Source organism: Enterobacter sp. I4, from assembly GCF_022669095.1.
Classification (GTDB): domain Bacteria; phylum Pseudomonadota; class Gammaproteobacteria; order Enterobacterales; family Enterobacteriaceae; genus Enterobacter; species Enterobacter pasteurii.
The window spans coordinates 802,440-828,316 of record NZ_JALBUO010000001.1; the positions used below are offsets into that span (position 1 = coordinate 802,440).

At 57.9% G+C, this 25,877-nt stretch carries 24 protein-coding genes and 5 tRNA genes; 18 read left to right on the top strand and 11 right to left on the bottom strand.

Annotation, left to right across the window (positions count from 1 at the left end; translation table 11 throughout):
- Window position 1: 1 nt before the first annotated feature.
- On the top strand, window positions 2-1,024 hold the full coding sequence (locus MOQ06_RS03780; protein WP_242171206.1) for a HoxN/HupN/NixA family nickel/cobalt transporter: 1,023 nt from the start codon (window positions 2-4) through the stop codon (window positions 1,022-1,024).
- Window positions 1,025-1,110: 86 nt separating this feature from the next.
- Here MOQ06_RS03780 and norW read toward each other — a convergent pair whose 3' ends face one another.
- Together norW and norV are read right to left on the bottom strand one after the other, a co-directional pair.
- The gene (gene norW, locus MOQ06_RS03785) at window positions 1,111-2,244 is read right to left on the bottom strand and encodes an NADH:flavorubredoxin reductase NorW (protein WP_242171208.1); all 1,134 of its coding nucleotides are present in this window, start codon (window positions 2,242-2,244) and stop codon (window positions 1,111-1,113) included.
- Window positions 2,241-3,683 carry an anaerobic nitric oxide reductase flavorubredoxin gene (norV, locus tag MOQ06_RS03790; RefSeq protein WP_242171210.1) on the bottom strand — a complete coding sequence of 481 codons (1,443 nt, stop codon included), beginning with the start codon at window positions 3,681-3,683 and terminating at the stop codon, window positions 2,241-2,243. The genes norW and norV overlap by 4 nt, the downstream gene beginning before the upstream one ends.
- A gap of 187 nt (window positions 3,684-3,870) precedes the next feature.
- On the opposite strand from norV, the gene norR reads away from it, so the two are divergent.
- The gene (gene norR / locus MOQ06_RS03795; RefSeq protein WP_193356061.1) at window positions 3,871-5,385 is read left to right on the top strand and encodes a nitric oxide reductase transcriptional regulator NorR; all 1,515 of its coding nucleotides are present in this window, start codon (window positions 3,871-3,873) and stop codon (window positions 5,383-5,385) included.
- Here norR and gutQ read toward each other — a convergent pair.
- The 7 genes from gutQ to srlA form a co-directional block, all read right to left on the bottom strand.
- Window positions 5,382-6,347, bottom strand: coding sequence for an arabinose-5-phosphate isomerase GutQ (gene gutQ / locus MOQ06_RS03800; RefSeq protein ID WP_193356060.1), 966 nt, complete (start codon window positions 6,345-6,347; stop codon window positions 5,382-5,384). The two genes, norR and gutQ, sit on opposite strands and share 4 nt — an antisense overlap.
- On the bottom strand, window positions 6,340-7,113 hold the full coding sequence (locus MOQ06_RS03805; RefSeq protein WP_242171212.1) for a DNA-binding transcriptional repressor: 774 nt from the start codon (window positions 7,111-7,113) through the stop codon (window positions 6,340-6,342). Before MOQ06_RS03805 ends, gutQ begins: the two co-directional genes overlap by 8 nt.
- Before the next feature lie 63 nt (window positions 7,114-7,176).
- On the bottom strand, window positions 7,177-7,536 hold the full coding sequence (gene gutM / locus MOQ06_RS03810) for a transcriptional regulator GutM (protein ID WP_148421322.1): 360 nt from the start codon (window positions 7,534-7,536) through the stop codon (window positions 7,177-7,179).
- Between the two features lie 121 nt (window positions 7,537-7,657).
- Window positions 7,658-8,437, bottom strand: a complete 780-nt coding sequence (gene srlD, locus MOQ06_RS03815; RefSeq protein WP_148421334.1) for a sorbitol-6-phosphate dehydrogenase — start codon at window positions 8,435-8,437, stop codon at window positions 7,658-7,660.
- A gap of 14 nt (window positions 8,438-8,451) precedes the next feature.
- Window positions 8,452-8,814, bottom strand: coding sequence for a PTS glucitol/sorbitol transporter subunit IIA (gene srlB, locus MOQ06_RS03820; RefSeq protein ID WP_148421336.1), 363 nt, complete (start codon window positions 8,812-8,814; stop codon window positions 8,452-8,454).
- A 12-nt stretch (window positions 8,815-8,826) separates the two neighbouring features.
- The gene (locus MOQ06_RS03825; protein ID WP_148421338.1) at window positions 8,827-9,786 is read right to left on the bottom strand and encodes a PTS glucitol/sorbitol transporter subunit IIB; all 960 of its coding nucleotides are present in this window, start codon (window positions 9,784-9,786) and stop codon (window positions 8,827-8,829) included.
- Complete coding sequence (gene srlA, locus MOQ06_RS03830; protein WP_148421340.1) at window positions 9,783-10,346, bottom strand: PTS glucitol/sorbitol transporter subunit IIC; 564 nt, start codon at window positions 10,344-10,346, stop codon at window positions 9,783-9,785. The genes MOQ06_RS03825 and srlA overlap by 4 nt, the downstream gene beginning before the upstream one ends.
- A gap of 252 nt (window positions 10,347-10,598) precedes the next feature.
- Here srlA and mltB point away from each other — a divergent pair, with 252 nt between their 5' ends.
- The 16 genes from mltB (at window position 10,599) to MOQ06_RS03910 (ending at window position 22,589) form a co-directional block, all read left to right on the top strand.
- The gene (gene mltB / locus MOQ06_RS03835; protein WP_176609643.1) at window positions 10,599-11,699 is read left to right on the top strand and encodes a lytic murein transglycosylase B; all 1,101 of its coding nucleotides are present in this window, start codon (window positions 10,599-10,601) and stop codon (window positions 11,697-11,699) included.
- A gap of 132 nt (window positions 11,700-11,831) precedes the next feature.
- Entirely contained in the window at window positions 11,832-12,329 is a 498-nt protein-coding gene (pncC, locus tag MOQ06_RS03840) for a nicotinamide-nucleotide amidase (RefSeq protein WP_148421345.1), read from the top strand.
- An 89-nt stretch (window positions 12,330-12,418) separates the two neighbouring features.
- Window positions 12,419-13,477, top strand: a complete 1,059-nt coding sequence (gene recA, locus MOQ06_RS03845) for a recombinase RecA (RefSeq protein ID WP_176609645.1) — start codon at window positions 12,419-12,421, stop codon at window positions 13,475-13,477.
- A gap of 68 nt (window positions 13,478-13,545) precedes the next feature.
- Window positions 13,546-14,046, top strand: coding sequence for a recombination regulator RecX (recX, locus tag MOQ06_RS03850; RefSeq protein WP_176609646.1), 501 nt, complete (start codon window positions 13,546-13,548; stop codon window positions 14,044-14,046).
- A gap of 131 nt (window positions 14,047-14,177) precedes the next feature.
- The gene (gene alaS / locus MOQ06_RS03855) at window positions 14,178-16,805 is read left to right on the top strand and encodes an alanine--tRNA ligase (RefSeq protein WP_242171221.1); all 2,628 of its coding nucleotides are present in this window, start codon (window positions 14,178-14,180) and stop codon (window positions 16,803-16,805) included.
- A 241-nt stretch (window positions 16,806-17,046) separates the two neighbouring features.
- Window positions 17,047-17,232, top strand: coding sequence for a carbon storage regulator CsrA (gene csrA / locus MOQ06_RS03860; protein ID WP_000906486.1), 186 nt, complete (start codon window positions 17,047-17,049; stop codon window positions 17,230-17,232).
- A gap of 342 nt (window positions 17,233-17,574) precedes the next feature.
- Window positions 17,575-17,667, top strand: a tRNA-Ser gene (locus tag MOQ06_RS03865).
- 4 nt (window positions 17,668-17,671) lie between these two features.
- Window positions 17,672-17,748, top strand: a tRNA-Arg gene (locus MOQ06_RS03870).
- 64 nt (window positions 17,749-17,812) lie between these two features.
- Window positions 17,813-17,889 (top strand) — tRNA-Arg (locus tag MOQ06_RS03875).
- Window positions 17,890-17,918: 29 nt separating this feature from the next.
- A tRNA-Arg gene (locus tag MOQ06_RS03880) sits at window positions 17,919-17,995 on the top strand.
- 161 nt (window positions 17,996-18,156) lie between these two features.
- A tRNA-Arg gene (locus tag MOQ06_RS03885) sits at window positions 18,157-18,233 on the top strand.
- A 250-nt stretch (window positions 18,234-18,483) separates the two neighbouring features.
- Window positions 18,484-19,050 (top strand): fructose-1-phosphate/6-phosphogluconate phosphatase, encoded by a 567-nt coding sequence (gene yqaB / locus MOQ06_RS03890; RefSeq protein ID WP_148421353.1) that lies wholly within the window; start codon window positions 18,484-18,486, stop codon window positions 19,048-19,050.
- Complete coding sequence (locus MOQ06_RS03895) at window positions 19,047-19,475, top strand: YqaA family protein (protein ID WP_017692791.1); 429 nt, start codon at window positions 19,047-19,049, stop codon at window positions 19,473-19,475. Before yqaB ends, MOQ06_RS03895 begins: the two co-directional genes overlap by 4 nt.
- 83 nt (window positions 19,476-19,558) lie before the next feature.
- On the top strand, window positions 19,559-21,103 hold the full coding sequence (gene gshA, locus MOQ06_RS03900; protein WP_242171224.1) for a glutamate--cysteine ligase: 1,545 nt from the start codon (window positions 19,559-19,561) through the stop codon (window positions 21,101-21,103).
- Between the two features lie 152 nt (window positions 21,104-21,255).
- Window positions 21,256-21,771, top strand: coding sequence for an S-ribosylhomocysteine lyase (gene luxS / locus MOQ06_RS03905; RefSeq protein WP_003862180.1), 516 nt, complete (start codon window positions 21,256-21,258; stop codon window positions 21,769-21,771).
- Window positions 21,772-21,824: 53 nt separating this feature from the next.
- Window positions 21,825-22,589 carry a helix-turn-helix transcriptional regulator gene (locus MOQ06_RS03910; protein ID WP_242171227.1) on the top strand — a complete coding sequence of 255 codons (765 nt, stop codon included), beginning with the start codon at window positions 21,825-21,827 and terminating at the stop codon, window positions 22,587-22,589.
- Here MOQ06_RS03910 and leuA read toward each other — a convergent pair.
- Both leuA and emrB read right to left on the bottom strand, forming a co-directional pair.
- Window positions 22,576-24,231, bottom strand: a complete 1,656-nt coding sequence (gene leuA / locus MOQ06_RS03915; RefSeq protein WP_242171231.1) for a 2-isopropylmalate synthase — start codon at window positions 24,229-24,231, stop codon at window positions 22,576-22,578. The two genes, MOQ06_RS03910 and leuA, sit on opposite strands and share 14 nt — an antisense overlap.
- Before the next feature lie 96 nt (window positions 24,232-24,327).
- A complete protein-coding gene (gene emrB / locus MOQ06_RS03920) occupies window positions 24,328-25,875 on the bottom strand; it encodes a multidrug efflux MFS transporter permease subunit EmrB (protein ID WP_006811709.1) in 1,548 nt (515 codons plus the stop codon).
- Window positions 25,876-25,877: the final 2 nt, after the last annotated feature.

Below are 25,877 nucleotides of genomic sequence, written 5' to 3' on the forward strand. Positions count from 1 at the left end.
AATGTTACGACTTCTACGCAATGAACCGCGCGCAGCGTGCCTGCTGCTGGCTCTGGTAATGGCTAATCTGCTGGCATGGGGGCTGGCGTGGCGCACCTTTAGCGGCAGTACGGCGCTGATGGCCGCCAGCCTGCTGGCCTGGTGTTACGGGCTGCGCCATGCGGTGGATGCTGACCACATCGCGGCCATTGATACCGTGACGCGTAAGATGATGCAGCAGGGCAAACGCCCGTCCGGGGTGGGCGCGTGGTTTTCCCTCGGACATTCCACCATCGTGGTGCTGGCGTCTATCGCTATTGCCGCCACCGCCACGGCGTTTCAGAAGAATATGGCCTGGCTTCACGAAACCGGCAGCCTGATTGGCACGGCCGTATCCGCCACCTTCCTGCTGGCGATGGCGCTGGTGAATATGGTGATCCTGCGCGGCGTGTGGCGCAGTTTCCGGGCGCTGAAAAACGGCAGGCCGGTGCGGGGGGACATCACGCTTCCTGCGCAGGGTGGCGTGATGAACTGGCTGTTTGGCAAAACCTTCCGCCTCGTCAACAAAAGCTGGCAGATGTATCTGGTCGGCTTCCTGTTTGGCCTCGGATTCGACACCGCCACCGAGATTGGCGTGCTGGGGATCTCCGCCGCCAGCGCCTCCAGCGGTATGTCGGTATGGTCAATCATGATTTTCCCGGCGCTCTTCGCAAGCGGCATGGCGCTGGTGGATACGCTCGATAACCTGCTGATGGTTGGCGCGTACGGCTGGGCGTTCAACAAGCCGCAGCGCAAGCTGTACTACAACATGACTATCACCGGCACCTCGGTAGTGGTGGCGCTGTTTATCGGCGGGCTGGAAGCGCTGGGTCTGCTGATGGACAAATTTGGCCTCAGCGGCGGCGCGTGGGATCTGATTGGCGCGGTAAACGACAACCTTGGCGATGCCGGATTTGTGGTGGTCGGGCTGTTTGTCGCCTGCTGGCTGATCTCTATGGCCAACTACCGCTGGCGCGGCTATGACGCGCTGGTGGTGCGTTCCTGACTCAGGCTGGTGCCATAAAAAAAGCCCCAGGACATCGGGGCTGCGGACAATATAATCCAAAGGTTAAGTAAGCGTGGCAGAGAGGGTCAGGCAGGTAACGATTTCAGCAGCGCGAAGGCCTCCTTCATTCTGTCTTCGCTGACGACAAAGGCGCGCATCTGGCCGTCAGCATCCGTACCGCGCGCCACCATGCCCTGAGGCTCAATGGCGATCTGCCAGTTCAGATCCTGACGCTGCGTTTCGCCCGCGAGATGCAGCGGTAGCTCCGGCGTTTTTACCTTCACCAGCATGGCGGGTAATTTCACCGGCGCACTGCCCCCGAGCAGGTTTTTCGCCAGGAACATGGCGCTTAGCTGAATCGGCTGCAGGAAAGGCAGCACCTGGCCGTTAATTTCCGCGCAGTCGCCCAGGGCATAAATGTCCGGCTGCGTGGTTTGCAGGTAGCTGTCTACCTTCACGCCGCGGTTTACTTCGGCCCCGGCGCGATGCGCCAGCGCGGTTTCCGGGCGCAGACCCGTCGCCGCAATAACCACATCCACCTCAACGCTGCGGTTGCGGTCAAGCGTCGCGCGAATACCGCCTTCGGTTTTGCTCAGGCCCTGCAGCTGCGATTTCAGCAGCAGATGGACGCCCATGTCGGTCAGACGATGCTGTAAGCGACTGCTTACTTCTGCCGGCATCAGCGCCGACAGAATGCTGGCCGCGTGGTCAACCAGGGTGACGGATTTACCCGCCCGACAGAAGTCCATCGCAAGCTCGGTGCCAATCAGCCCGCCGCCGACAATCATCACCCTGGCGGCACCGCGCAGCAGGGTTTCGCTGGCCTGATACTCCTGCTGGCTGTTGAGCGTGACCATCAGCTCGCGGCCCTCAACCGGCGGCACAAACCCAGATGCCCCCGTCGCCAGCACCAGCCTGTCGTACTGCCAGGTTTTATCCTTCGCCTTCACCACGCGGGCGTCGGCGTCGATATCGGTCACCCAGGTGTACGGAAACAGACGCAGGTTATACTGTTCCGCGAACTCCCCCGCCGTCTGGCGGGTGAGATCTTCGGCGCGCTGGTTCTGGCTGATGACGTGGCTCAGATCGGGCTTGTTGTATTCGTCCATGCTGTCGGCGGCGATCACCGTCAGCGGCACGCTAGCGTCCTGTTTGCGGATATTTTTCACCAGCTGGCGGGCGGCAAAGCCCGAGCCGATGATGACGATACCGTTGCTCATTTTGCCTCCGTTGCCAGTTCGTCAAAGACGTCTTTTCCGAGGGAACATTCAGGGCAGAGGAAGTTGTCCGGAACCTCGCTCCACGGCGTACCTGGTGCGACATCCTGCAACGGCTCGCCCAGTTCAGGATCGTAAATCCACTGGCAGACGCTGCACTGCATGCGTGGGCCGAGATCGGCGCTGGCTGCCCCGGCACAGGCTTGCGGCTGTTCGGCGGGCTGGGCTGCAACCTCAGGAAGCGGTACGAGCGCCCACTGGCGTGCAATGTCGCGGCCATGCTGACGGCAGACTTCAAGCGCGTCGAGATCCGGACGCCATTTCGCCTTCAGGCTCATGGACATCTCAAAACCGGCGTCCTGTAAACGGGTGGAGAGACGGTCTACCGCGCCACCGCTCCAGCCGTGAGAACCAAAGGCGCTGGCGCGTTTGTTTCGGAAGCGCAGGCCGGTCATCTCTTCCACCAGGCCGGCAATTTTCGGCATCATCACGTTGTTCATGGTGGAGGTTCCCACCAGCACGCCTTTAGAGCGGAAGACGTTGGTCAGAATTTCGTTTTTATCGCTGCGCGCCACGTTGAAGATTTTCACCGCCACGTTCGGGTCAACTTCGTTAATCCCCTGGGCAATCGCGTCCGCCATCATGCGGGTGTTGTTGGACATGGTGTCGTAGAAGATTGTGATACGGTCTTCCTGATAATCCGCGGCCCATTTCAGGTACAGCTCAACGATCTGGGTTGGGTTTTCACGCCACACCACCCCGTGGGAGGTGGCAATCATGTCCACCGGCAGGTTGAAGCCGAGGATCTCGGTGATTTTTGGCGTTACCAGGCGGCTGAACGGCGTCAGGATGTTGGCGTAGTAGCGCTGGCACTGTTCGAACAGCTCGGCCTGATCCACTTCATCGTTGAACAGGCGTTCGTCGCAGTAGTGCTGGCCGAAGGCGTCGTTGCTGAACAGCACCGCGTCGCCGGTCATGTAGGTCATCATGCTGTCCGGCCAGTGGAGCATCGGGGTTTCCACGAAGATCAGCTGTTTGCCGTTGCCGATATCCAGCGTGTCGCCGGTTTTTACGGTGTGGAAGTTCCACTCCGGATGGTGGTGGTGGCCGTTGATGGAGTCAATGGCGTTGGTGGTGCAGTAGATCGGGGTGTCCGGGATGTAAGACATCAGCTCGGTCAGCGCCCCGGCGTGATCCTCTTCCGCGTGGTTGATGATGATGTAGTCGATATCGTTCAGGTCGATTTCGCTGCGCAGGTTTTGCACGAACTCGCGGCTGAATTTGTGGTCGACGGTATCGATGAGGACGTTTTTACCTTCACGGATGAGATAGCTGTTGTAGCTGCTGCCGCGCAGCGTTTTATATTCCGTACCGTGGAAATCACGTACTTCCCAGTCACGTTGACCAACCCAATGAATGTTATTTTTAACCAGAATAGACATAGCAACCTCAGCGTAATACAGCGTTTTCAAATAAGATGCTGTACCTATATCAAGTTGCGTGCCAACTTTTTAACTTGTTGATAATGATGAAAATATAAATTTATGACCCCTAATGGTTAGTCATTATGACTATCTAAAAAGCTGTCAATATGACACTATGTATTGTCAAAATGACTGTGAGGCAGACATGAGCTTTTCCGTAGACGTGCTGGCGAAGATCGCCATTGAACTGCAAACCGGTATCGGGCATCAGGACCGCTTTCAGCGGCTGATCTCCACGCTGCGCCACGTGCTGGCGTGCGATGCATCAGCGCTGCTGCGTTATGAGGGGCGGCAGTTTATTCCGCTGGCTATCGACGGGCTGGCGCAGGACGTGCTCGGGCGACGCTTTACGCTGGAAGGCCATCCGCGTCTGGAGACCATCGCCCGCGCGGGTGACGTCGTGCGGTTTCCGGCGGACAGCGATCTGCCCGACCCGTACGACGGGCTTATTCCCGGACAGGAGAGCCTGAAGGTGCACGCCTGCATCGGCCTGCCGCTTTTCGCCGGGCAGAACCTGATTGGCGCGCTCACCCTCGACGGCATGTCGCCGGACCAGTTTGATACGTTCAGCGACGAAGAGCTGCGCCTCATTGCCGCGCTGGCGGCCGGTGCGCTGAACAACGCCCTGCTGATAGAGCAGCTGGAGAGCCAGAATATTCTTCCCGGCAGCCCGACGGCGTTCGGCGAGGTGGCGCACACGGAGATGATCGGCCTTTCGCCGGGCATGGAGCAGCTAAAAAAAGAGATTGAGATAGTCGCCGCGTCCGACCTGAACGTGCTGATCTTCGGGGAAACCGGTACCGGTAAAGAGCTGGTGGCGAAAGCCATCCATGAGGCTTCGCCGCGGGCGGTGAACCCGCTGGTGTACCTCAACTGCGCGGCCCTGCCTGAAAGCGTGGCGGAGAGCGAGCTGTTCGGCCACGTCAAAGGGGCATTTACCGGGGCGATCAGCAACCGCAGCGGCAAGTTTGAAATGGCCGATAACGGCACGCTGTTCCTGGACGAAATTGGCGAACTCTCCCTTTCGCTACAGGCCAAGCTGCTGCGGGTGTTGCAGTACGGCGACATCCAGCGCGTGGGCGATGACCGCAGCCTTCGGGTGGACGTGCGCGTGCTGGCAGCGACCAACCGGGATCTGCGCGAGGAGGTGCTGGCGGGCAATTTCCGCGCTGACCTGTTCCACCGCCTGAGCGTGTTTCCGCTCTCCGTGCCGCCGCTGCGCGAGCGGGGCGACGACGTGGTGCTGCTGGCGGGCTTTTTCTGCGAGCAGTGTCGGCTCAAAATGGGGCTTTCCCGGGTGGTGCTCAGCCCCGGCGCGAGGTCGCACCTGCTGAGCTACGGCTGGCCGGGCAACGTGCGCGAGCTGGAACATGCGATTCACCGTGCGGTCGTGCTGGCGCGGGCGACGCGTTCGGGGGATGAGGTGGTTATTCATGCGCGGCATTTTGCCCTGCATGAGGAAAGTGCGCCGATCGTGAAGCCGGCTGCACCTGAAAGCGCCAGCGAAAACCTGCGCGAGGCGACGGAAGCATTTCAGCGTCAGATGATTACCCGCGCGCTGGAGCAGAATAACCGCAGCTGGGCGGCGTGCGCGCGGGCGCTGGAGATGGACGTCGCCAACCTTCACCGGCTGGCGAAACGTCTTGGGCTGAAGGGTTAAATAATCCCCGCCTGGTAGAAATCCTGCAGGTTGATGGCGCCGCACAGCCTGCCGTGCTCGTCCACTACCGGCGCGGCGGTGATTTTGCGCTTCATCAGCACCTCTTTGGCTTCAATGGCGCGGCTGTCGGCATTCAGCGTCAGCCCGCCTCTGGTCATCGCCTCTGAGACCAGCGCCTCAAGACCGCCGCCGCCCACCAGCCAGCGACGCAGGTCGCCGTCGGTGAATACCCCCTTCACCAGGCTGTCGTTATCGCACACCGCAACCAGCCCCAGCCCGGTGCGGCTCAGCTCCAGCATCGCGTCCATCACGCTGGTGTCGAGTTTAACCTGCGGAATGGCATCGTCCGTGCGCATCAGGTGGTGAACCTTGTTGAGCAGGCGTGCCCCAAGCGCCCCGGCCGGATGCGAACGGGCAAAGTCTTCTTCATTAAAGCCGCGCGCCTGCATCACCGCCATCGCCAGCGCATCGCCCATCATCAGCGTGTTGACGGTGCTGGAGGTCGGTGCCAGATGCATCGGGCAGGCCTCGCGCTCAACGGAGATATCCAGCGTGGCCTTAGCGGCCAGCGCCAGCGGCGAGCGGGATTTTCCGGTCATCGCCAGCAGCGCAACCGATTTTTCCTGCAGACGTGGAATAATGAGATCCAGCTCTTTGGCCGAGCCGGAGTAGGAGATAAACAGCATCACGTCGCGGCTTTCAATCATCCCCAGATCGCCGTGCAGCGCTTCGGCAGGGTGAACGAAGAATGCCGGGGTGCCGGTACTGGCAAGCGTGGCGGCAATCTTCTTGCCGATATGGCCGGATTTACCAATGCCTGCCACAATCACTTTGCCTTCGCAGTGGATAATGGTGTTGGCCGCGCGGACAAAATCCTCGCCCAGACGTTCCGGCAGGCGGCTGGCCTCCTGTAGCTCCAGCATCAGCGTCTGGCGGCCCGTTTCTAACAGAAAATCACTCATCTCTCTCTCCGGTTACGATCACGTCGATGCCTTTCTCTTCCAGCGCTTTTTTAAACGCCGGGTCGATACCCGCGTCGGTAATCAGCTTGTCGACGCTTTCAAGACTACAGACAATGTTGGGGCTTTTACGGCCAAACTTCGACGAGTCCGCCATTAAAATGACCTCGCGCGCGGCGTTACACATCGCTTTGCTGACGCTGAACACCTCGTTGAAGGTGGTCACGCCCGCGTTCAGGTCGATGCCGTCGGTGCCCATAAACAGCTTATCGAAGCTGAAGTGGTCAAAGGCGTTCTCCGCCAGCTGGCCGTGAAACGACGCCGATTTCTTACGGAAGGTGCCGCCGGGCATCAGGATGGTCTGCTCGCTGTCGAACTCCGACAGGGCGTTGACGATGTGCAGGCTGTTGGTCATCACCGTGATGTTGTTAAAGCGGCTGAGCAGGGGGATCATCTGCAGGACGGTGCTGCCCGCGTCGAGGATGATGGAATCACCGTCGTGAATGAATTTCACCGCCGCTTCGGCAATCAGCGCCTTCTGGTGGGTGTTAATCAGCGTTTTGTGATCGATAGGCGGGTCGGCTTCATCCTTGTTAAGCACCACGCCGCCGTAGGTACGAATGACGGCGCCGGAGTTTTCGAGCAACACCAGATCCTTGCGTATTGTCGTGCCGGTGGTGTCAAAGTAGTGGGCCAGCTCTTCTACCGAGCACTTTCCCTGCTTTTGCAGATGCTCAATAATGGCCGCCTGCCGCTGACGAGGTTTCATAGGCGCTTCGTTCCTTACGTTGCGAAATGATAATTTCGCAAGTCTGTAACTTTCACAACGAAATTATCCATGTTTCAGATTAAGCGCTAATGATAGTGCATTCTGACAGAGCGAATCATGGGGAAAGATCACATCAGGTTGTAATTCATGCAGAGCGATACCGTTGATTGCCTGAATTTTCGCCGGACGGGCAAACACCGTCATGCCGCGCATGATGAGGGAGTCGCACACCCGATCGTGTTCATCCAGCGCAACGGCAACCACCACGCGCGGTTTGAAGCGGCCGCCGGAGCGCCCGACGCCCACGCGGCCCTTCTGACACAGGGCGTCAAACGCGCGGTTAAACTGATGAATTTGCCAGCCGCCAAACGCCATCTGGCAGAGCCAGGCGAGGGCGGCGACGGTGATTAATGCGGTTACCATATTAGTTCCTTATTTTTCCTCACCCCTCACCCTAACCCTCTCCCCATAGGGGAGAGGGGACAAAACACACCCTCTCCCCTATGGGGAGAGGGCCGGGGTGAGGGGAAAACAAACCGCTCGATCAGAACATCACCTGCCCGCCGGTGACGTTAATCGACTGCCCGGTGCAGTACGAGGCCTTCGGGCTGGCGTAAAACAGCAGCATGTTCAGCACGTCCTGATAGTCGCACCCGCGCTTTAGCGGCACTTTATCGATGTAGTACTGCTCCACTTCCTCAGCTTTAATTCCGAGCTTGGTGGCGTACTGCGGCAGCAGGGACTGGAACATCGGCGACTTCAGCAGGTTGCCCAGCATCAGCGAGTGAACGGTAATCCCGTATTCGGCCAGATCCAGCGCCAGGGACTGCGTCAGCCCCACGCCGCCAAACTTCGCCGCGCTGTAGCCGGAGTTATGCTTGCTGCCCACTTTCCCGGATTTCGAGTTGATCTGAATGATGCGCCCCTGAATGCCGTCGCGGATCATCAGGCGGGAAAACTCGCGGGCGCAGAGGAAATAGCCCACCAGATTCACCTGCAGCGAGCGGTCAAAGTCCCCCAGCTCGAAATCGCTGATGAACGCCGCTTTCGCTATCCCCGCACTGTAGACCAGCAGGTCGGTACGGCCAAAAATCTCGTCCACGCCGCGGGCGAGGGCCATCACGCTCTGCTCGCTGGTGGCGTCTGCGCCAAACCCGTACGCCATCCCTTCGCCATACTCGGTGTTGATGGCGTCCGCCACGCGGGCGGCTTTTTCACTCTGAATATCCACTACCGCCACGCGGTAACCCTCAGCGGCAAGCCCACGGCAGAGGAACTCGCCTAAGGTTTGTCCCCCACCAATGACAACGGCAACCTGACTCATGTGACTCTCCTTAATTACGCAACAAATTTTAACGTGCAGCCTGGGGTAACAGCCTGCGGAACCGGGCCATCAACGTGCACCGTGCCGGGATATTCCGCCTGCGGCTGGCCGTCGAAGCGCAGGGTGATGTGGCCCAGCTCGCGCAGGTTCTGCTCGGCCACGTCGCCGACGGCGGTCACGGCATAGCGCGCCTCGCCCAGTTCAAGCTGACTTCCTGCCTTCAGCTCGCCGTTCAGCTCGCCGTGGCAGTGGATAAAACAAAACTCTTCGATATCCGCCGGTGCCCCTTCGCGGAAGGTGATCAGCATCTGGTCGCTGAGCGCATCCGCTGCGCTCTGGCCGATGCGGGTAATCGTGGTCTGGTAAATAACGGTCATCGCAGGAACCTCTTATTGATAAATAAAGCCGGAGACAAACCAGGCAATCAGCACCGTCGGCGCGCCCGTCAGGAAGCGGCTAACCAGCACGGACGGCACGCCCACGCGCACGGTCTCCTGACGCGCTTCGGCCAGCGACAGCCCGACGGGGATAAAGTCGCACGCCGCCTGGGCGTTAATGGCAAACAGGGCGGGCAGGGCGAGGTGCGGGGGAATGTTGCCCAGGCCAATCTGCACGCCAATCAGCACGCCGATGACCTGGGCAATCACCGCGCCCGGGCCAAGAAACGGCGACAGCAGCGGGAAGGAGCAGATCAGCGCCAGCGTCACCAGCCCGAGCGGGTGGCTGGCGAGCGGGGCAAGGCCGTGGGCAATCCAGTCCCCCAGGCCGGACGCCATGATGATGCCGATCAGCGCCGAGACGAAGGCCATAAACGGCAGAATGGTTTTCAGCACCGTGTCGATGGTGTCGCGCCCGGACTGGAACAGCACCGCCACGGCGGACCCCATCCCCATCCCGACCTTCGCCAGCAGGCCGTCGCTCTGCTCGGTGATCTTCTTGCTGGTGTCGTACTCGCGCGGTGCCGCTTTTTGCGGCGCGGGAGTGCCATTCACCAGAGTGATGTTTTCCTCCTTCACGCCCGAGACATAAATATCTTCAAGGATGTACTGCGCCAGCGGGCCCGATTTTCCGGTGGAGTGAATATTCACCGTAGGAATGCGGCGCTTTGGGTAGATGCCGCAGCGCAGGGTGCCGCCGCAGTCGATGACCGCCACGCCGATTTCCGCTTCCGGCGGCTCGCCCTCCCTGAAGCCGTCGACCGCTTCCCAGCCGGTGAGCTCGCGCAGCCTGTCAACGATCGCCGGGCGCGTGCCCGCGGTAATGTAGACGATCTTTTTGCCTGCGGCGGCGTCGAACTCCAGCGGGCCGCCCCAGCCGCCCGTGCCTTTCTCAATGCGGATCCGGTTCATGCTGTCGCTCCTGAAAGGTGAACTTTTTGTTCAAGCTGGATGCCCATTTTTCTCTCGAAAAGGGTGGTGGTCAGGTCCGTTACCCAGCCGCGGAAGAAGTTAGTCACCAGGCCAACCAGCAGGTAGCTCACCGCCAGCGGGCCGAGCGGCAGGCCAAGGGTGGTGAGGCCGCTGGCGATCCCGAGGTAAACAAACAGCTCGCCGGGGTTAATGTGCGGAAACAGGCCGTTCATGGAATGGCAGCTGTAGGAGGCGGCGGCGTAGTAGCTCGGCTTGTACTTCTCCGGCATAAAGCGGCCAAGGCTTAAGGTCATCGGGTTGCAGAAAACAAAGGTGCCGATGAAGGGCAGTATCAGGTAGCGGGACAGCGGGTTTCCGGCACAGCGCTGGGCGAAGCGTTCAATGCGCTGCTGGCCGATAAAGTTAATCAGCGCGTTCATGATCACCAGCAGGCTGATCAACAGGGGCAGGATCCCGGTCACCATGCCGGTGAACACTTCGCCCCCTTTCTGGAACAGCCCGATGAACCACTCGGCACCGTGGGTGATGGTTTCTATCATTCTTCTCTCCTGTAAGGCTTTTTTGTTTTGTATAACTGGGGCTAATAATAATCACTTTGAAAGATTTTAAAGTGTTATTTAGATCTCACAATGAAAGAAAAATAGATTATTTTGAAAGTTTATTGATGCGGTGAATTGTTTTCGGCAGAAAAAAGCGCTGATTTACGTTGGGAAGGTGCGTACCGCTTCCTTGAGGAGTCGGGGATGCTTTACCATACTGGGTTCTTACCGGACTCGTTAAATGGATGCCACATGTTCAAGCGTCGTTATGCAGCGCTGTTGCCTGCGCTTATTCTCCTGTCTGCCTGTAGTAGCAAACCTAAGACCGAAGCCGCTCAGCAAACGGCGGGCGCGCCTTCTGGCGGGTTCCTGCTGGAGCCACAGCACAATATGATGCAGATGGGCGGCGACTTCGCGAATAACCCTGCGGCCGAACAGTTCATCGATAAAATGGTGAGCAAGCACGGTTTTGACCGCCAGCAGCTGCATGCCATTTTGTCCCAGGCGAAGCGTCTGGACTACGTGCTGCGCCTGATGGACCGCCAGGCACCGACGGCCCAGGTGCCGACCGGGCCAAACGGCGCGTGGCTGCGCTACCGTAAACAGTTTATTACCCCGGACAACGTGCAGAATGGCGTGGCGTTCTGGAACCAGTATGAAGATGCGCTCAACCGCGCGTGGCAGGTCTACGGCGTGCCGCCGGAAATCATTGTCGGGATCATCGGCGTGGAAACCCGCTGGGGACGCGTGATGGGCAAAACCCGCATTCTTGATGCGCTGGCGACGCTCTCCTTCAATTACCCGCGCCGCGCCGAGTATTTCTCGTCTGAACTAGAAACGTTCCTGCTGATGGCGCGAGACGAACAGGACGATCCGCTGGATCTGAAAGGCTCGTTCGCCGGTGCCATGGGCTACGGCCAGTTTATGCCGTCTTCCTATAAGCAGTACGCGGTTGATTTTAACGGCGATGGACACATTAACCTGTGGGATCCTGAGGATGCCATCGGCAGCGTGGCTAACTACTTCAAAGCACACGGCTGGACGCCGGGCGGCCAGGTGGCGGTGCAGGCCAACGGCGAGGCGTTTGGTCTGGCAAACGGATTCAAAACCAAATACAGCGTTGCGCAGCTGGCAGCGGCAGGCCTAACGCCGACGCAGCCGCTGGGTAACGTTGACCAGGTGAGCCTGCTGCGTCTGGACGTGGGGACCGGTTATCAGTACTGGTTCGGCCTGCCGAACTTCTACACCATCACCCGCTACAACCACAGCACGCACTATGCGATGGCCGTGTGGCAGCTGGGCCTGGCGGTATCGCAGGCGCGTGTGCCGGCGGCGTCACCGTTCAGTCAGTAATGGCCTTCTCCGCAGCCGGTGCGCCCGCACCGGCTATTTTCTGAAGCCCCCTCGTAAAACCTGAAGCGCGTCCCCATATCTGACGAGAAAGTGCTATCTTGTGCTGCATGTTTTCTACGGCCTGGAGCGATAATGACTGACCATGAATTGATGCAGCTTAGCGAAGTGGTAGGGCTGGCGCTGAAGCAGCGTGGCGCGACCATCACCACCGCAGAATCCTGCACCGGCGGCTGGGTGGCGAAGGCGATTACCGATATTGCCGGCAGTTCCGCCTGGTTTGAACGCGGGTTTGTAACCTACAGTAACGAGGCTAAAGCGCAGATGATCGGCGTGCGTGAAGCCACGCTTGAACAGCATGGCGCGGTCAGCGAGCCGGTGGTGATCGAGATGGCTATCGGTGCGCTCAAAGCGGCGCGGGCAGATTACGCGGTTTCCATCAGCGGCATCGCGGGGCCAGACGGCGGCAGCGACGTGAAGCCTGTCGGCACCGTCTGGTTTGGCTTTGCCACCTCTCAAGGTGAAGGGATCACCCGCCGGGAATGCTTCAGCGGCGACCGCGAAAGCGTGCGTCGTCAGGCCACCGTTTATGCTTTAAAAACGCTCTGGCAACATTTTCTACAAAAGACTTGATACTGTATGACTATACAGTATAATTGCCTCAACAGAACAGAAGTCCATGGTGAAGCGCAGTTGCTTCTCCCGGCATGACAGGAGTAATAATGGCTATCGACGAAAACAAACAGAAAGCGTTGGCGGCAGCACTGGGCCAGATCGAAAAGCAATTCGGTAAAGGCTCCATCATGCGCCTGGGTGAAGACCGTTCCATGGATGTGGAAACCATCTCCACCGGTTCGCTTTCTCTTGATATCGCACTGGGCGCTGGCGGTTTGCCGATGGGCCGTATCGTAGAAATCTACGGTCCGGAATCCTCAGGTAAAACGACCCTGACGCTGCAGGTCGTTGCGGCGGCACAGCGTGAAGGTAAAACCTGTGCGTTTATCGATGCCGAGCACGCGCTGGACCCAGTCTATGCCCGTAAACTGGGCGTTGATATTGACAACCTGCTGTGTTCTCAGCCAGACACCGGCGAGCAGGCACTGGAAATTTGTGACGCGCTGGCGCGCTCAGGTGCGGTTGACGTGATCATCGTCGACTCCGTTGCTGCGCTGACGCCAAAAGCGGAAATCGAAGGTGAAATCGGTGACTCTCACATGGGCCTCGCGGCACGTATGATGAGCCAGGCGATGCGTAAGCTGGCGGGTAACCTGAAGCAGTCCAATACGCTGCTGATCTTCATCAACCAGATCCGTATGAAAATTGGTGTAATGTTCGGTAACCCGGAAACCACCACCGGTGGTAACGCACTGAAATTCTACGCCTCTGTCCGTCTGGATATCCGCCGTATCGGCGCGGTGAAAGAGGGCGAGAACGTGGTGGGTAGCGAAACCCGCGTGAAGGTTGTGAAGAACAAAATCGCAGCACCGTTCAAACAGGCTGAGTTCCAGATCCTCTACGGCGAAGGCATCAACTTCCTCGGCGAGCTGGTTGACCTGGGCGTGAAAGAGAAGCTGATTGAAAAAGCGGGCGCATGGTACAGCTACAACGGCGACAAGATTGGTCAGGGTAAAGCGAATGCTATCTCCTGGCTGAAAGAGAACCCGGCTGCGGCGAAAGAGATCGAGAAGAAGGTGCGTGAGCTTCTGCTGAACAACCAGGACTCTAAACCTGATTTCGTGGTTGACGGCGCGGATGCTGAAGAAACCAACGAAGACTTTTAATCCTCTCGGATAAAAATGAAGGGCTGCTGATGCGGCCCTTTTTGCATTTCTGAATCGACAGGTTTTTTATGAGTGAACCAACATCGCGCCGACCCGCCTACTCGCGCCTGCTGGACCGGGCTGTGCGTATTCTCGCCGTGCGCGACCATAGTGAGCAGGAGCTGCGGCGGAAACTGTCAGCGCCCGTTATGAGCAAAAACGGGCCGGAAGCGATTGATGCCACCGCGGAAGATTACGACCGCGTGATTGCCTGGTGCTACGAGCATCAATATCTTGATGACGGCCGTTTTGCCTCACGCTTTCTCGCCAGCCGTGGCCGCAAAGGCTACGGCCCGGCGCGTATCCGCCAGGAGCTGAACCAGAAAGGCGTTGCCCGTGAAGCCATTGAAAAAGCCATGCGTGAAAGTGACATCGACTGGTGCGAACTGGCGCGTGAGCAGGCGGTACGAAAGTACGGCGAGCCGCTGCCGCGTGAATTTTCGGAAAAGGTTAAAATCCAGCGCTTTTTGCTCTACCGGGGCTTTCTGATGGAAGATATTCAGGAGATCTGGCGTAATTTTACCGATTGAACGCATGCGGGATTTTACTTCCCACTAAAGAAAACTTATCTTATTCCCACTTTTTCCAGTAGCTGGTCCGTCCAACTGTTTTCAGATACAGATCTGCTGCGACATTTCGTTAGCTTGATTTCAGGATAATTATGAGCAAGAGCACCGCTGAGATCCGTCAGGCGTTTCTCGATTTTTTCCATAGTAAGGGACACCAGGTTGTTGCCAGCAGCTCCCTGGTACCGAACAATGACCCGACTCTGCTGTTTACCAACGCCGGGATGAACCAGTTCAAGGATGTGTTCCTTGGTCTCGACAAGCGTAATTATTCCCGCGCCACAACCTCACAGCGTTGCGTGCGTGCGGGCGGTAAACACAACGACCTGGAAAACGTCGGTTACACCGCGCGCCACCACACCTTCTTCGAAATGCTGGGTAACTTCAGCTTCGGCGACTACTTCAAACACGACGCCATTCAATACGCGTGGGAACTGCTGACCGGTGAAAACTGGTTCAACCTGCCGAAAGAGCGTCTGTGGGTAACCGTTTACGAGACCGATGACGAAGCGTTTGAAATCTGGGAAAAAGAAGTTGGTATCCCACGCGAACGTATCATTCGTATCGGTGACAACAAGGGCGCACCTTACGCGTCCGACAACTTCTGGCAGATGGGTGACACCGGTCCCTGCGGCCCGTGCACCGAGATCTTCTACGATCACGGCGACCATATCTGGGGCGGCCCTCCGGGCAGCGCGGAAGAAGACGGCGATCGCTACATTGAGATCTGGAACATCGTCTTCATGCAGTTCAACCGTCAGGCTGACGGCACCATGGAGCCGCTGCCAAAACCGTCCGTTGATACCGGCATGGGCCTGGAGCGTATCGCGGCCGTTCTGCAACACGTCAACTCCAACTATGAGATTGACCTGTTCAGCACCCTGATCAAAGCCGTTGCCGACGTGACGGGCGCAACCGATCTGAACAACAAATCTCTGCGCGTGATTGCGGACCATATTCGTTCCTGCGCGTTCCTGATTGCCGACGGCGTTATCCCGTCGAATGAAAACCGCGGCTACGTGCTGCGTCGTATCATTCGCCGCGCGATCCGTCACGGCAACATGCTGGGCGCTAAGGACACCTTCTTCTATAAGCTCGTTGGGCCACTGATTGGCGTAATGGGTTCTGCCGGCGACGAGCTGAAGCGCCAGCAGGCGCAGGTTGAGCAGATTCTGAAAACCGAAGAAGAGCAGTTTGCCCGTACGCTGGAGCGCGGACTTGCGCTGCTTGACGACGAGCTGGCAAAACTGAAGGGCGACACGCTGGACGGCGAAACCGCTTTCCGCCTGTACGACACCTACGGCTTCCCGGTTGACCTGACGGCTGACGTTTGCCGCGAGCGCAACATCAAGGTTGACGAAGCCGGATTTGAAGCCGCAATGGAAGAGCAGCGTCGCCGCGCGCGTGAATCCAGCGGTTTTGGCGCGGACTACAACGCGATGATCCGCGTGGACAGCGCGTCTGAATTTAAAGGCTACGAAGAGCTGGCGCTGACCAGCAACGTGACCGCACTGTTTGTTGACGGCAAGGCCGTAGACAGCATCAGCGCGGGTCAGGACGCCGTGGTCATTCTGGATAAAACGCCATTCTATGCGGAATCCGGTGGTCAGGTTGGCGATAAAGGTGAACTGAAAGGCAATGGCTTCAGCTTCAGCGTGAGCGACACTCAGAAATACGGTCAGGCGATCGGTCACCAGGGCAAACTGGTTTCCGGCTCTCTGAAGGTGGGTGAGGGCGTTCAGGCTAACGTTGATGAAGCCCGTCGCGCGCGCATTCGTCTGAACCACTCTGCAACCCACCTGATGCACGCAGCCCTGCGTGAAGTGCTGGGTACCCACGTTGCACAGAAAGGTTCTCTGGTTAATGACAAAATGCTGCGCTTCGACTTCTCGCATTTTGAAGCGATGAAGCCGTCTGAAATCCGCGCGGTGGAAGACCTGGTGAACGCGCAGATCCGCCGTAACCTGCCGATCGAAACCCATGTGATGGATCTCGAGGCGGCGAAGAAAGCGGGTGCGATGGCGCTGTTCGGCGAGAAATATGACGATCGCGTGCGCGTACTGAGCATGGGCGACTTCTCTACCGAGCTGTGCGGCGGTACTCACGCCTCGCGCACCGGCGATATCGGCCTGTTCCGCATCGTTTCTGAATCGGGTACTGCTGCGGGCGTTCGTCGTATCGAAGCGGTGACCGGCGAAGGCGCAATCGCCAGCCTGCACGCGCAGAGCGACCAGCTGCACGACATCGCGCAGTTGCTGAAGGGCGATAGCCAGAACCTGAGCGAAAAAGTGCGCGTTGCGCTGGATCGTACCCGTCAGCTGGAAAAAGAGCTTCAGCAGCTTAAAGAGCAGGCTGCGGCGCAGGAGAGTGCGAACCTCTCCAGCAAAGCGGTAGACATTAAGGGCGTTAAACTGCTGGTCAGCGATCTGGCGGGCGTTGAGCCTAAGATGCTGCGCACGATGGTCGACGATCTGAAGAACCAGCTTGGTTCAACGGTTATCGTGCTGGCGACGGTCGCAGAGGGTAAGGTTTCTCTGATTGCGGGGGTCTCTAAAGACGTAACTGACCGCGTTAAAGCAGGGGAACTGATTGGCATGGTTGCCCAGCAGGTGGGTGGTAAAGGTGGCGGTCGTCCGGACATGGCACAAGCCGGTGGTACGGATGCGGCGGCACTTCCCGCGGCATTAGCCAGCGTTGAAAGCTGGGTAAGCGCGAAACTGTAATAACTACAAAGCACAAGCAGACGCCATAGCGGTAACGTTATGGCGTCTTGCTCACTGCGCTATCGATAACGATAAAGTCAGGTTGAGTTTGTGTATATCGGCTAAACTTACGTTTAACAGAATGTGATGCCGTGACTGCTTACACTTTACGTGTTTGTCATCGCTTACTTTTTGGCGTTATATGATGGATAATGCCGGGATACAAGAGACCCGACTCTTTTAATCTTTCAAGGAGCAAAGAATGCTGATTCTGACTCGTCGAGTTGGTGAGACCCTCATGATTGGGGATGAGGTCACCGTGACAGTTTTAGGGGTAAAGGGTAACCAGGTACGTATTGGTGTTAACGCTCCTAAAGAAGTATCTGTCCACCGTGAAGAGATCTACCAGCGTATCCAGGCTGAAAAATCCCAGCAGTCCAGTTACTGATATTGTCGCGTCTCGCTGTCGGGCGAGACGCAACCCTCCTGCTATTTTTCCTGCATAAAGTTACCGTTCTATTTCAAACGCTTCGTTTTTAACCACTCCCATACCTTTATCTCATCTAAATCACCCGCTTCTCTCTGGAGATTTCTGTGAAGATGTCTGCAAAATCCGCTTATAAAACACTCTCTTTGCGGCTTTTACATGCGAATTGCGTGCGAATTGTGCAAACGAAAAAAGCATGTGGAAAATTGTTTGACTTATAAGTCCCAGAAAGTAATATATGCGCCACGCAGCGACGAGAAGCTCTTAACGAGTTACTCGAAGCACTCGAAAGAGGCGTTGTGTGGTGAGGTGGCCGAGAGGCTGAAGGCGCTCCCCTGCTAAGGGAGTATGCGGTCAAAAGCTGCATCCGGGGTTCGAATCCCCGCCTCACCGCCATTTTGCATCCGTAGCTCAGCTGGATAGAGTACTCGGCTACGAACCGAGCGGTCGGAGGTTCGAATCCTCCCGGATGCACCATCTATTACTTCATATTGCTTTCGAAGTGATATGAATATCGAGTAGTACAGTAGTAAATCCCGATGCATCCGTAGCTCAGCTGGATAGAGTACTCGGCTACGAACCGAGCGGTCGGAGGTTCGAATCCTCCCGGATGCACCATTTACTATTTCTGAAAGCAGTTCCCTGATGCATCCGTAGCTCAGCTGGATAGAGTACTCGGCTACGAACCGAGCGGTCGGAGGTTCGAATCCTCCCGGATGCACCATATTCTCCAAGATAACAGCGATGCTGTTGTTTCAAGGTCTGCGAGTTAATCGCAAGCACCAGGGAGGATAACGTTGCTTTAGCAACGGCCCGAAGGGCGAGGCGCAGCCGAGTAATCCTCCCGGATGCACCATCTACTGTTTCTAAAAGCATTTCCCTGATGCATCCGTAGCTCAGCTGGATAGAGTACTCGGCTACGAACCGAGCGGTCGGAGGTTCGAATCCTCCCGGATGCACCATATTCTCCGAGATAACAGCGATGCTGTTGTTTCAAGGTCTGCGAGTTAATCGCAAGCACCAGGGAGGATAACGTTGCTTTAGCAACGGCCCGCAGGGCGAGGCGTAAGCCGAGTAATCCTCCCGGATGCACCATCTCCTCCCCTTTTGTTTATTCCTTCGACGTTCCGTCAGCAATCACACTCTCTGTCAGCGACAAAAACCACCTTTTACGATAAAGTAATGCTTTGTTAATCGTTTAGCGAGAGCACGATGTACGCACAGTATGACGGTTTGATCTTCGACATGGATGGCACTCTCCTGGATACCGAACCCACGCATCGCCAGGCCTGGACCGATGTTCTTGGCCGTTACGGTATGCGCTTCGATTTACAGGCGATGATTGCCCTCAACGGATCTCCCACCTGGCGTATCGCACAGGCCGTAATTGAGCTAAACCAGGCCGATCTCGACCCGCACCAGCTCGCGCGTGAAAAAACCGATGCGGTAAAAGCCATACTGTTAGACACCGTGCAGCCTTTACCGCTTATTGAGGTCGTTAAAGCGTGGCACGGACGTCGTCCTATGTCCGTCGGCACGGGCAGCGAGAGCGCCATTGCTGAAGCGCTGCTCAATCACCTTGGCCTGCGCCACTATTTTTCTGCCGTCGTTGCTGCCGATCATGTTAAAAATCACAAACCCGCACCGGACACCTTTCTGCTCTGTGCAGAATTAATGGGCGTCCCGCCTGCAAAATGCGTTGTGTTTGAAGATGCCGACTTTGGTATTCAGGCCGCGCGTGATGCAGGCATGGCCGCGGTGGACGTTCGCTTACTGTGAGTGACGCGCTGTCACTTGCTTCATTATTCGCCAGCAGTTTTTTAAGCTCCACCCTCTTGCCGGGGAATTCGGAAGTGGTACTGGTGGCGATGCTGTTGTCCGGCGTGAGTCAGCCCTGGTTGCTGGTCTTAATAGCAACAATGGGTAATAGCCTTGGAGGGCTGACTAACGTTATTCTTGGACGTTTCTTTCCGCTACGCGAAAAATCTCGCTGGCAGGAAAAGGCGGTGGGCTGGCTAAAACGCTATGGCGCTGCCACGCTGTTATTAAGCTGGATGCCTGTAATAGGCGATTTACTGTGTCTGCTGGCGGGATGGATGCGCATCTCCTGGGGACCGGTGCTCTTTTTTTTGTGCCTTGGCAAGGCGTTACGCTATGTTTTACTGGCATGGGTAACACTACAGGGTATGACGTGGTGGCACTAATTGGTGGAATGAATTCGCGACCTTCAATCGTCAACCATTACAATTATGCTGAGTGACAATTTTTTGACAGGCGGGAGGTCAAATTGATCCCGGACGTATCACAGGCGCTGGCCTGGCTGGAAAATCACCCTCAGGCACTGAAGGGGATTCAGCGTGGGCTTGAGCGCGAAACGCTGCGCGTAAATGCGGATGGTAGCTTAGCGACAACGGGACACCCGGAGGCGTTAGGCTCGGCGCTGACACATAAATGGATCACAACCGATTTCGCCGAAGCGCTGCTGGAGTTCATTACGCCGGTAGACGGCGATATCGATCATATGCTGGCGATCATGCGCGATGTGCATCGCTTCACCGCCCGCAACCTCGGCGACGAGCGCATGTGGCCGCTCAGCATGCCGTGCTATATCGAGCAGGGGCAGGACATCGAGCTGGCGCAGTACGGCACCTCGAATATTGGTCGGCTGAAAACGCTGTACCGTGAAGGCCTGAAAAATCGCTACGGCGCACTGATGCAGACCATCTCTGGCGTGCACTACAACTTCTCTCTGCCGATGGCGTTCTGGCAGGCGAAATGCGGTGAAACGGACAAAGAAGCGATCTCTGCGGGTTATTTCCGCCTGATCCGCAACTATTACCGTTTCGGCTGGGTTATTCCGTATCTGTTTGGCGCGTCTCCGGCGATTTGCTCCTCGTTCCTGCAGGGGAAACCGACCACGCTGCCGTTCGAGAAAACCGAGTGCGGAATGTATTACCTGCCGTACGCGACTTCCCTGCGCCTGAGCGACCTTGGCTATACCAATAAATCGCAAAGCAATCTCGGAATTACGTTTAACGATTTGCACGACTATGTGGCAGGCTTGAAGCGGGCAATTAAAACTCCGTCGGAAGAGTACGAAAAAATCGGCCTCGAAAAAGACGGCAAGCGCCTGCAAATCAACAGCAACGTATTGCAGATTGAGAACGAGCTGTATGCGCCAATTCGTCCGAAGCGCGTAACGCGCAGCGGGGAAACCCCGTCGGATGCGCTGCAGCGTGGCGGTATTGAATACATTGAAGTGCGCTCGCTGGATATCAACCCGTTCTCACCGATTGGCGTTGACGAGCAGCAGGTTCGCTTCCTCGACCTGTTTATGGTCTGGTGCGTGCTGGCGGATGCGCCGGAAATGAGCGCCGACGAGCTGCTGTGTACCCGTACCAACTGGAATCGCGTGATTCTGGAAGGGCGCAAGCCGGGCCTGACGTTAGGCATTGGCTGTGAAACGGCGCAGTTCCCGCTCGCGAAGGTGGGCAAAGATCTGTTCCAGGACCTGAAGCGCGTGGCACAGACGCTGGACAGCGTGTACGGCGGTGAAGCTTACCAGAAGGTCTGCGACGAACTGGTCGAAAGCTTTGATAACCCGGAGCTGACGTTCTCGGCGCGTATTCTGCGTTCTATGATTGAACAGGGGATTGGTGGCACGGGGCGTTCACTCTCAGCGGAGTACCGCGAGATGCTGATGCAGGAACCGTTAGAGATCCTGAGCGAAGCAGATTTTGCGGCGGAGCGCGATGCGTCCATTGTGCGTCAGAAAGAGGTCGAAGCGGCGGATACGGAGTCGTTTGAGGCGTTTCTGGCGAAACAGGCCTGAACCAAAAGAAAAAGGCCACATCGCTGTGGCCAAAATATACATCTCTGAATTCAGGGATGATGATAACAAATGCGCGTCTTTCATATACTCAGACGCGCATTGTGTAGAAGAGTTCAGTTTATTTTAAAAAAAATCACTATCGGAGGTGACGTATGCCGTTATTAGATAGCTTTACTGTCGACCATACCCGTATGGAAGCACCTGCAGTCCGCGTGGCGAAGACCATGAACACCCCGCACGGCGACACGATCACCGTTTTCGATCTGCGCTTCTGCGTGCCAAATAAGGAAGTGATGCCGGAGAAAGGCATTCACACCCTGGAGCACCTGTTCGCCGGTTTTATGCGCGACCACCTGAACGGCAACGGCGTTGAGATCATCGATATCTCTCCGATGGGCTGCCGCACCGGTTTTTACATGAGCCTGATTGGTCAGCCAGAAGAGAAGCGCGTTGCGGATGCGTGGAAAGCGGCGATGGAAGACGTGCTGAAGGTAAAAGAGCAGAACCAGATCCCCGAGCTGAACGTGTATCAGTGCGGCACCTACCAGATGCACTCTCTGGAAGAAGCGCAGGAAATTGCCCGCCATATCATCGAACGCGACGTTCGCGTAAACAGCAACGATGAGCTGGCCCTGCCAAAAGAGAAGCTCCAGGAACTGCACATCTAGTGCACCTTTTCCCTCTCCTTCAGGGAGAGGGTAGGGTGAGGGTTGTTTAGCCCATGACCACAACCACAACCTTCTCCTTTACCCACCGCCCGCTTGTTCCGTTCGCACATGATTATGCTCACGGTGCCAGCGAGCCGTGGCATCGGCACGACTGCGCGCAGCTCCTGCATAGCCTGACGGGCGTCGTGCGCGTCGATACCGTCTCCGGCTGCTGGGTGGTGCCGCCTGGCCGCGGCGTGTGGCTACCTGCGGGTACGCAGCACGCCCTGCGCATCACCGGCAACGTTGCGGCCCGCACGCTGTTTATCGATCCGCTGGCGCGCGCCGATCTTCCGGCGACCTGTCAGATCGTGCAGATCTCCCCGCTGTTGCGCGAGCTGATCCTTACCTCACTTACGCTTCCTGAATCTTACGCCCCCGGAAGCCGCGATGAACGCATCTATGAGCTGATCCTTGACGAAATTCGCATCATGCCGATACTGCCGTTTCACCTGCCTGAACCGCAAAGCGAGGCGCTACGTCACCTTTGCCAGCAGATTCGACAGGCCTCAGGCGAGAGCTGGAGCAGCGCACAGGCGGCGAAGCTGTTGAGCATGAGCGAACGGACGCTGAACCGCCATTTTCAGCAGCAGACCGGGTTAAGCTACAGCGAATGGGTGAGACGGGCGCGGCTGCTGGAAGCACTAGTGCGGCTGGCGCAGGGCCAGCCGGTGTTGCGCGTGGCGCTGGATCTGGGGTACGGCAGCCACAGCGCGTTCACGGCAATGTTTCGCCGGGTGATGGGTATCTCACCCAGCGATTACTTTAAGAACGACTGACCGCGTTAAGCAGCGCCTGAAGCGATGCGCGCGCCACGTCGCCGTCAATGCCCACGCCCCAGCTGCTGGTACCGTCCTGGAACAGGCAGCGGATATAGGCCACCGAGCGGCTGTCGCTGCGTTCACCCAGGGTATGTTCGTGATAATCCTTAATCACAAACGGCGCGTCGACCCAGCGGCTTAAGCCGTGAGCGGCGGCGGAGAGCAGCCCGTTCCCCTGGCCCTCCAGCTGGCGCGTTCCTCCCTGCGTTGCAACGATCGCCGTCAGCCGCAGCAGGCCGTCCTTCTGGCCGTCGCTGCTGTAGGACTGCAGGGCAAACTGCGGGGCCGCTACCAGCCCGTAGCGGGTACGAAACAGCTGCCACAGCGCATTCTGCGTCATCTCTTTTCCGTGGCGATCCGTTTCCTGCTGCACGTGCTGGCTAAAATCCTGCTGCAGCGCGCGGGGCAACTTCAGGCCGTGGTTTTGCTCGATAAGCCACGCGCTGCCGCTTTTTCCTGACTGGCTGTTCACGCGGATGACCGCTTCATAGGTACAGCCGATATCCTGCGGATCGACGGGCAGGTACGGCATCTCCCAGCGCTCGCCAGGCCGGCGGGCATCGAAGCCTTTCTTGATGGCATCCTGATGCGAGCCGGAGAAGGCGGTGTAGGCCAGCCGACCCGCCCACGGATGACGCGGATGGACGGGAAGCTGGTTGCAGGTTTCAACCGTTTCTACCACCCGGTGCATATCGCTGAAGTCAAGATTCGGGCTAACGCCCTGGCTGTAGAGATTCATCGCCAGCGTCACCAGGCAGACGTTGCCCGTGCGCTCGCCGTTGCCAAACAGGCATCCCTCCACGCGATCGGCTCCGGCCATCACCGCCAGCTCCGCGCTGGCGACGCCTGTCCCGCGATCGTTATGCGGATGCACGCTGATGCAGACGTCGCTGCGGCGGCTGAAGTGGCGGCAGAAATACTCGATCTGGTCGGCATAGACGTTCGGCGTACTCACTTCCACGGTGGCCGGTAAGTTGACGATCATCGGACGCGCCCCGCATGGCTGCCAGATATCCGCCACGGCTTCACAAATCTCCAGCGCAAACTCCGGCTCGGTAAAGCAGAAGGTTTCCGGCGAATACTCATACTGCCAGCGGGTGTCGGGGTTTTCTTCGCATAATTGCCGGATAAGCCGCGTGGAGCGCGTCGCCAGTTCGACTACCTGCGCCTTCTCCATGCCGAACACCAGACGGCGGAACAGCGGGGCTGTCGCATTATAGAGGTGTACGGTGGCCTGCTGAGCGCCGCGCAGGGACGCAAAGGTGCGGATGATGAGATCTTCCCGCGCCTGGGTTAACGCCTGAATGGTGACGTCATCCGGAATGCGGTTTTCTTCAATCAGCTGGCGCACAAAATTGAAGTCCGTCTGCGAGGCGGACGGAAAAGCAACCTCGATCTCCTTAAAGCCGCAGTCCAGCAGCAGCTCCCAGAACAGCAGCTTGCGCGCGCCGTCCATCGGCTCGGCCAGAGCCTGGTTACCGTCGCGCAGGTCGGTGGAGAGCCAGCGCGGCGCGCGCGTAATGCGTTGCTCCGGCCAGCGGCGGTCGGGCAGTGAAAGCGGGGGATAAGGCCGGTATTTGTCGGCGGGCGTGTTCAGCATGATGCGCTCCTGTTGTCTTTTCACTATCGTGAATCGATTTCAGGAGCGCTGCTTTATCGGAACTGACAATCGCTGTCGCGTTTTGGACAACGCGAATTAATGCGCGCCGCCGCCGCCGCTACCGGCTCCAAACGGCGGTTTGGCAAACCACACCAGCCCCAGCAGGACGATAAAGATCCCGGCCGAAATCCAGAAAATTTCGTTCGCCGAGATAATTAACCCCTGGTTGGTGATCTGCTGGGCAAGCCAGCCGGACGCCTGCTGCTCCGTCATGCCCATCCCCTCAAGCTGGCTATACATCTGCTGCGCGTTCGGGTTGAACGGGTTTACCGCTTCGGTCAGCTGGGCATGGTGCATCGATTCCCGGTTGGTCCACAGGGTAGTGGTGATCGAGGTCCCGATGGAGCCCGCCAGCGTGCGGGTAAAGTTCGACAGGCTCGATGCCGCCGCCATGCGCTCGGGCGGCAGGCCGGAAAGCGTAATGGTGGTGAGCGGCATAAAGAAGCACGCCACGGCAAAGCCCTGAATAAACTGCGGCCACGCGGAAGCGCCAAAGTCCATTCCCGGCTCGAACGTGTACGCGCGCCAGTAGAAGCACACGGCGTACATGATGAAGCTGAAGGTCACCAGCCTGCGCATATCGAGCTTATGGGCGAAGCGGCCAATAATCGGCGACAGCAGCACCGGTATTAGCCCTACCGGCGCGGACGCCAGCCCCGCCCAGGTTGCGGTATAGCCGTAAACCTCCTGCAGCAGCTGCGGCAGCAGAACGATCGCGCCGAAGTAGAGCATATAGGCGAGGCTGATACAGAGGCAGCCGATGGTGAAGTTTCGCGACTTAAATAGCGAGAGATCGACAATCGGGTTATCGTCCGTCAGCTCCCAGACAATCAGGAAGCTGATGGCAACCACGGCGACCACCGTCAGCACGATGATTTCCGTCGAGGCAAACCAGTCCAGCTCCTTACCGCGGTCGAGCATGATTTGCAGGCTGCCGATGCCGACAACCAGCAGCGCCAGCCCGATGCCGTCGATCCGCCGCTGTTCGGTCCGCGTTTCGCGGCCGCGCAATGACTGAAGCGTCATCAGCACCACCAGCGCACCGATAGGCACGTTGATGAAGAAGATCCAGCCCCAGTGGTAGTTATCGCTGATATAGCCGCCGAGGATTGGCCCGCAAATTGGCGCGACAATCACCGTCATCGACCACAGCGCGAGCGCGATGGAGCGTTTGGCGGGCGGATAGTTATTCAGCAGTAAGCTTTGCGATAGCGGAATCAGCGGACCGGCGACAATCCCCTGAATAACGCGGAAGAAGATCAGCATCGTCAGGCTGCTGGACATGCCGCACGCCCAGGAGGCAAGCACGAACAGGATCGTCGACCAGAGGAACAGCTTCACTTCGCCGACGCGCTTCGCCAGCCAGCCGGTAATCGGAATGGAGATGGCGTTCGCCACCCCGAACGAGGTAATAACCCAGGTCCCCTGGCTCAGGGATGAACCAAGGTTACCGGCGATGGTTGGGATCGCCACGTTTGCGATGGTGGAGTCCAGCACCTGCATGAATGTCGCCAGCGACAGCGCAATGGTCATAATGACCAGCTGCGCCCCCTCCAGCGGTTTTTGCGGCTTTTGCTGTTGCATAA

What these genes read in the sequence shown, in the direction of transcription:
- MOQ06_RS03805 (WP_242171212.1), bottom strand. Translation starts at nt 7,113, where the DNA reads ATGAAACCTCGTCAGCGGCAGGCGGCCATTATTGAGCATCTGCAAAAG.
- recX (WP_176609646.1), top strand. Translation starts at nt 13,546, where the DNA reads ATGAGTGAACCAACATCGCGCCGACCCGCCTACTCGCGCCTGCTGGAC.
- alaS (WP_242171221.1), top strand. Translation starts at nt 14,178, where the DNA reads ATGAGCAAGAGCACCGCTGAGATCCGTCAGGCGTTTCTCGATTTTTTC.
- yqaB (WP_148421353.1), top strand. Translation starts at nt 18,484, where the DNA reads ATGTACGCACAGTATGACGGTTTGATCTTCGACATGGATGGCACTCTC.
- MOQ06_RS03825 (WP_148421338.1), bottom strand. Translation starts at nt 9,786, where the DNA reads ATGAACCGGATCCGCATTGAGAAAGGCACGGGCGGCTGGGGCGGCCCG.
- MOQ06_RS03910 (WP_242171227.1), top strand. Translation starts at nt 21,825, where the DNA reads ATGACCACAACCACAACCTTCTCCTTTACCCACCGCCCGCTTGTTCCG.
- norV (WP_242171210.1), bottom strand. Translation starts at nt 3,683, where the DNA reads ATGTCTATTCTGGTTAAAAATAACATTCATTGGGTTGGTCAACGTGAC.
- recA (WP_176609645.1), top strand. Translation starts at nt 12,419, where the DNA reads ATGGCTATCGACGAAAACAAACAGAAAGCGTTGGCGGCAGCACTGGGC.
- leuA (WP_242171231.1), bottom strand. Translation starts at nt 24,231, where the DNA reads ATGCTGAACACGCCCGCCGACAAATACCGGCCTTATCCCCCGCTTTCA.
- luxS (WP_003862180.1), top strand. Translation starts at nt 21,256, where the DNA reads ATGCCGTTATTAGATAGCTTTACTGTCGACCATACCCGTATGGAAGCA.
- gutQ (WP_193356060.1), bottom strand. Translation starts at nt 6,347, where the DNA reads ATGAGTGATTTTCTGTTAGAAACGGGCCGCCAGACGCTGATGCTGGAG.
- norW (WP_242171208.1), bottom strand. Translation starts at nt 2,244, where the DNA reads ATGAGCAACGGTATCGTCATCATCGGCTCGGGCTTTGCCGCCCGCCAG.
- norR (WP_193356061.1), top strand. Translation starts at nt 3,871, where the DNA reads ATGAGCTTTTCCGTAGACGTGCTGGCGAAGATCGCCATTGAACTGCAA.
- srlA (WP_148421340.1), bottom strand. Translation starts at nt 10,346, where the DNA reads ATGATAGAAACCATCACCCACGGTGCCGAGTGGTTCATCGGGCTGTTC.
- csrA (WP_000906486.1), top strand. Translation starts at nt 17,047, where the DNA reads ATGCTGATTCTGACTCGTCGAGTTGGTGAGACCCTCATGATTGGGGAT.
- pncC (WP_148421345.1), top strand. Translation starts at nt 11,832, where the DNA reads ATGACTGACCATGAATTGATGCAGCTTAGCGAAGTGGTAGGGCTGGCG.
- srlD (WP_148421334.1), bottom strand. Translation starts at nt 8,437, where the DNA reads ATGAGTCAGGTTGCCGTTGTCATTGGTGGGGGACAAACCTTAGGCGAG.
- emrB (WP_006811709.1), bottom strand. Translation starts at nt 25,875, where the DNA reads ATGCAACAGCAAAAGCCGCAAAAACCGCTGGAGGGGGCGCAGCTGGTC.
- mltB (WP_176609643.1), top strand. Translation starts at nt 10,599, where the DNA reads ATGTTCAAGCGTCGTTATGCAGCGCTGTTGCCTGCGCTTATTCTCCTG.
- srlB (WP_148421336.1), bottom strand. Translation starts at nt 8,814, where the DNA reads ATGACCGTTATTTACCAGACCACGATTACCCGCATCGGCCAGAGCGCA.
- gutM (WP_148421322.1), bottom strand. Translation starts at nt 7,536, where the DNA reads ATGGTAACCGCATTAATCACCGTCGCCGCCCTCGCCTGGCTCTGCCAG.
- MOQ06_RS03780 (WP_242171206.1), top strand. Translation starts at nt 2, where the DNA reads ATGTTACGACTTCTACGCAATGAACCGCGCGCAGCGTGCCTGCTGCTG.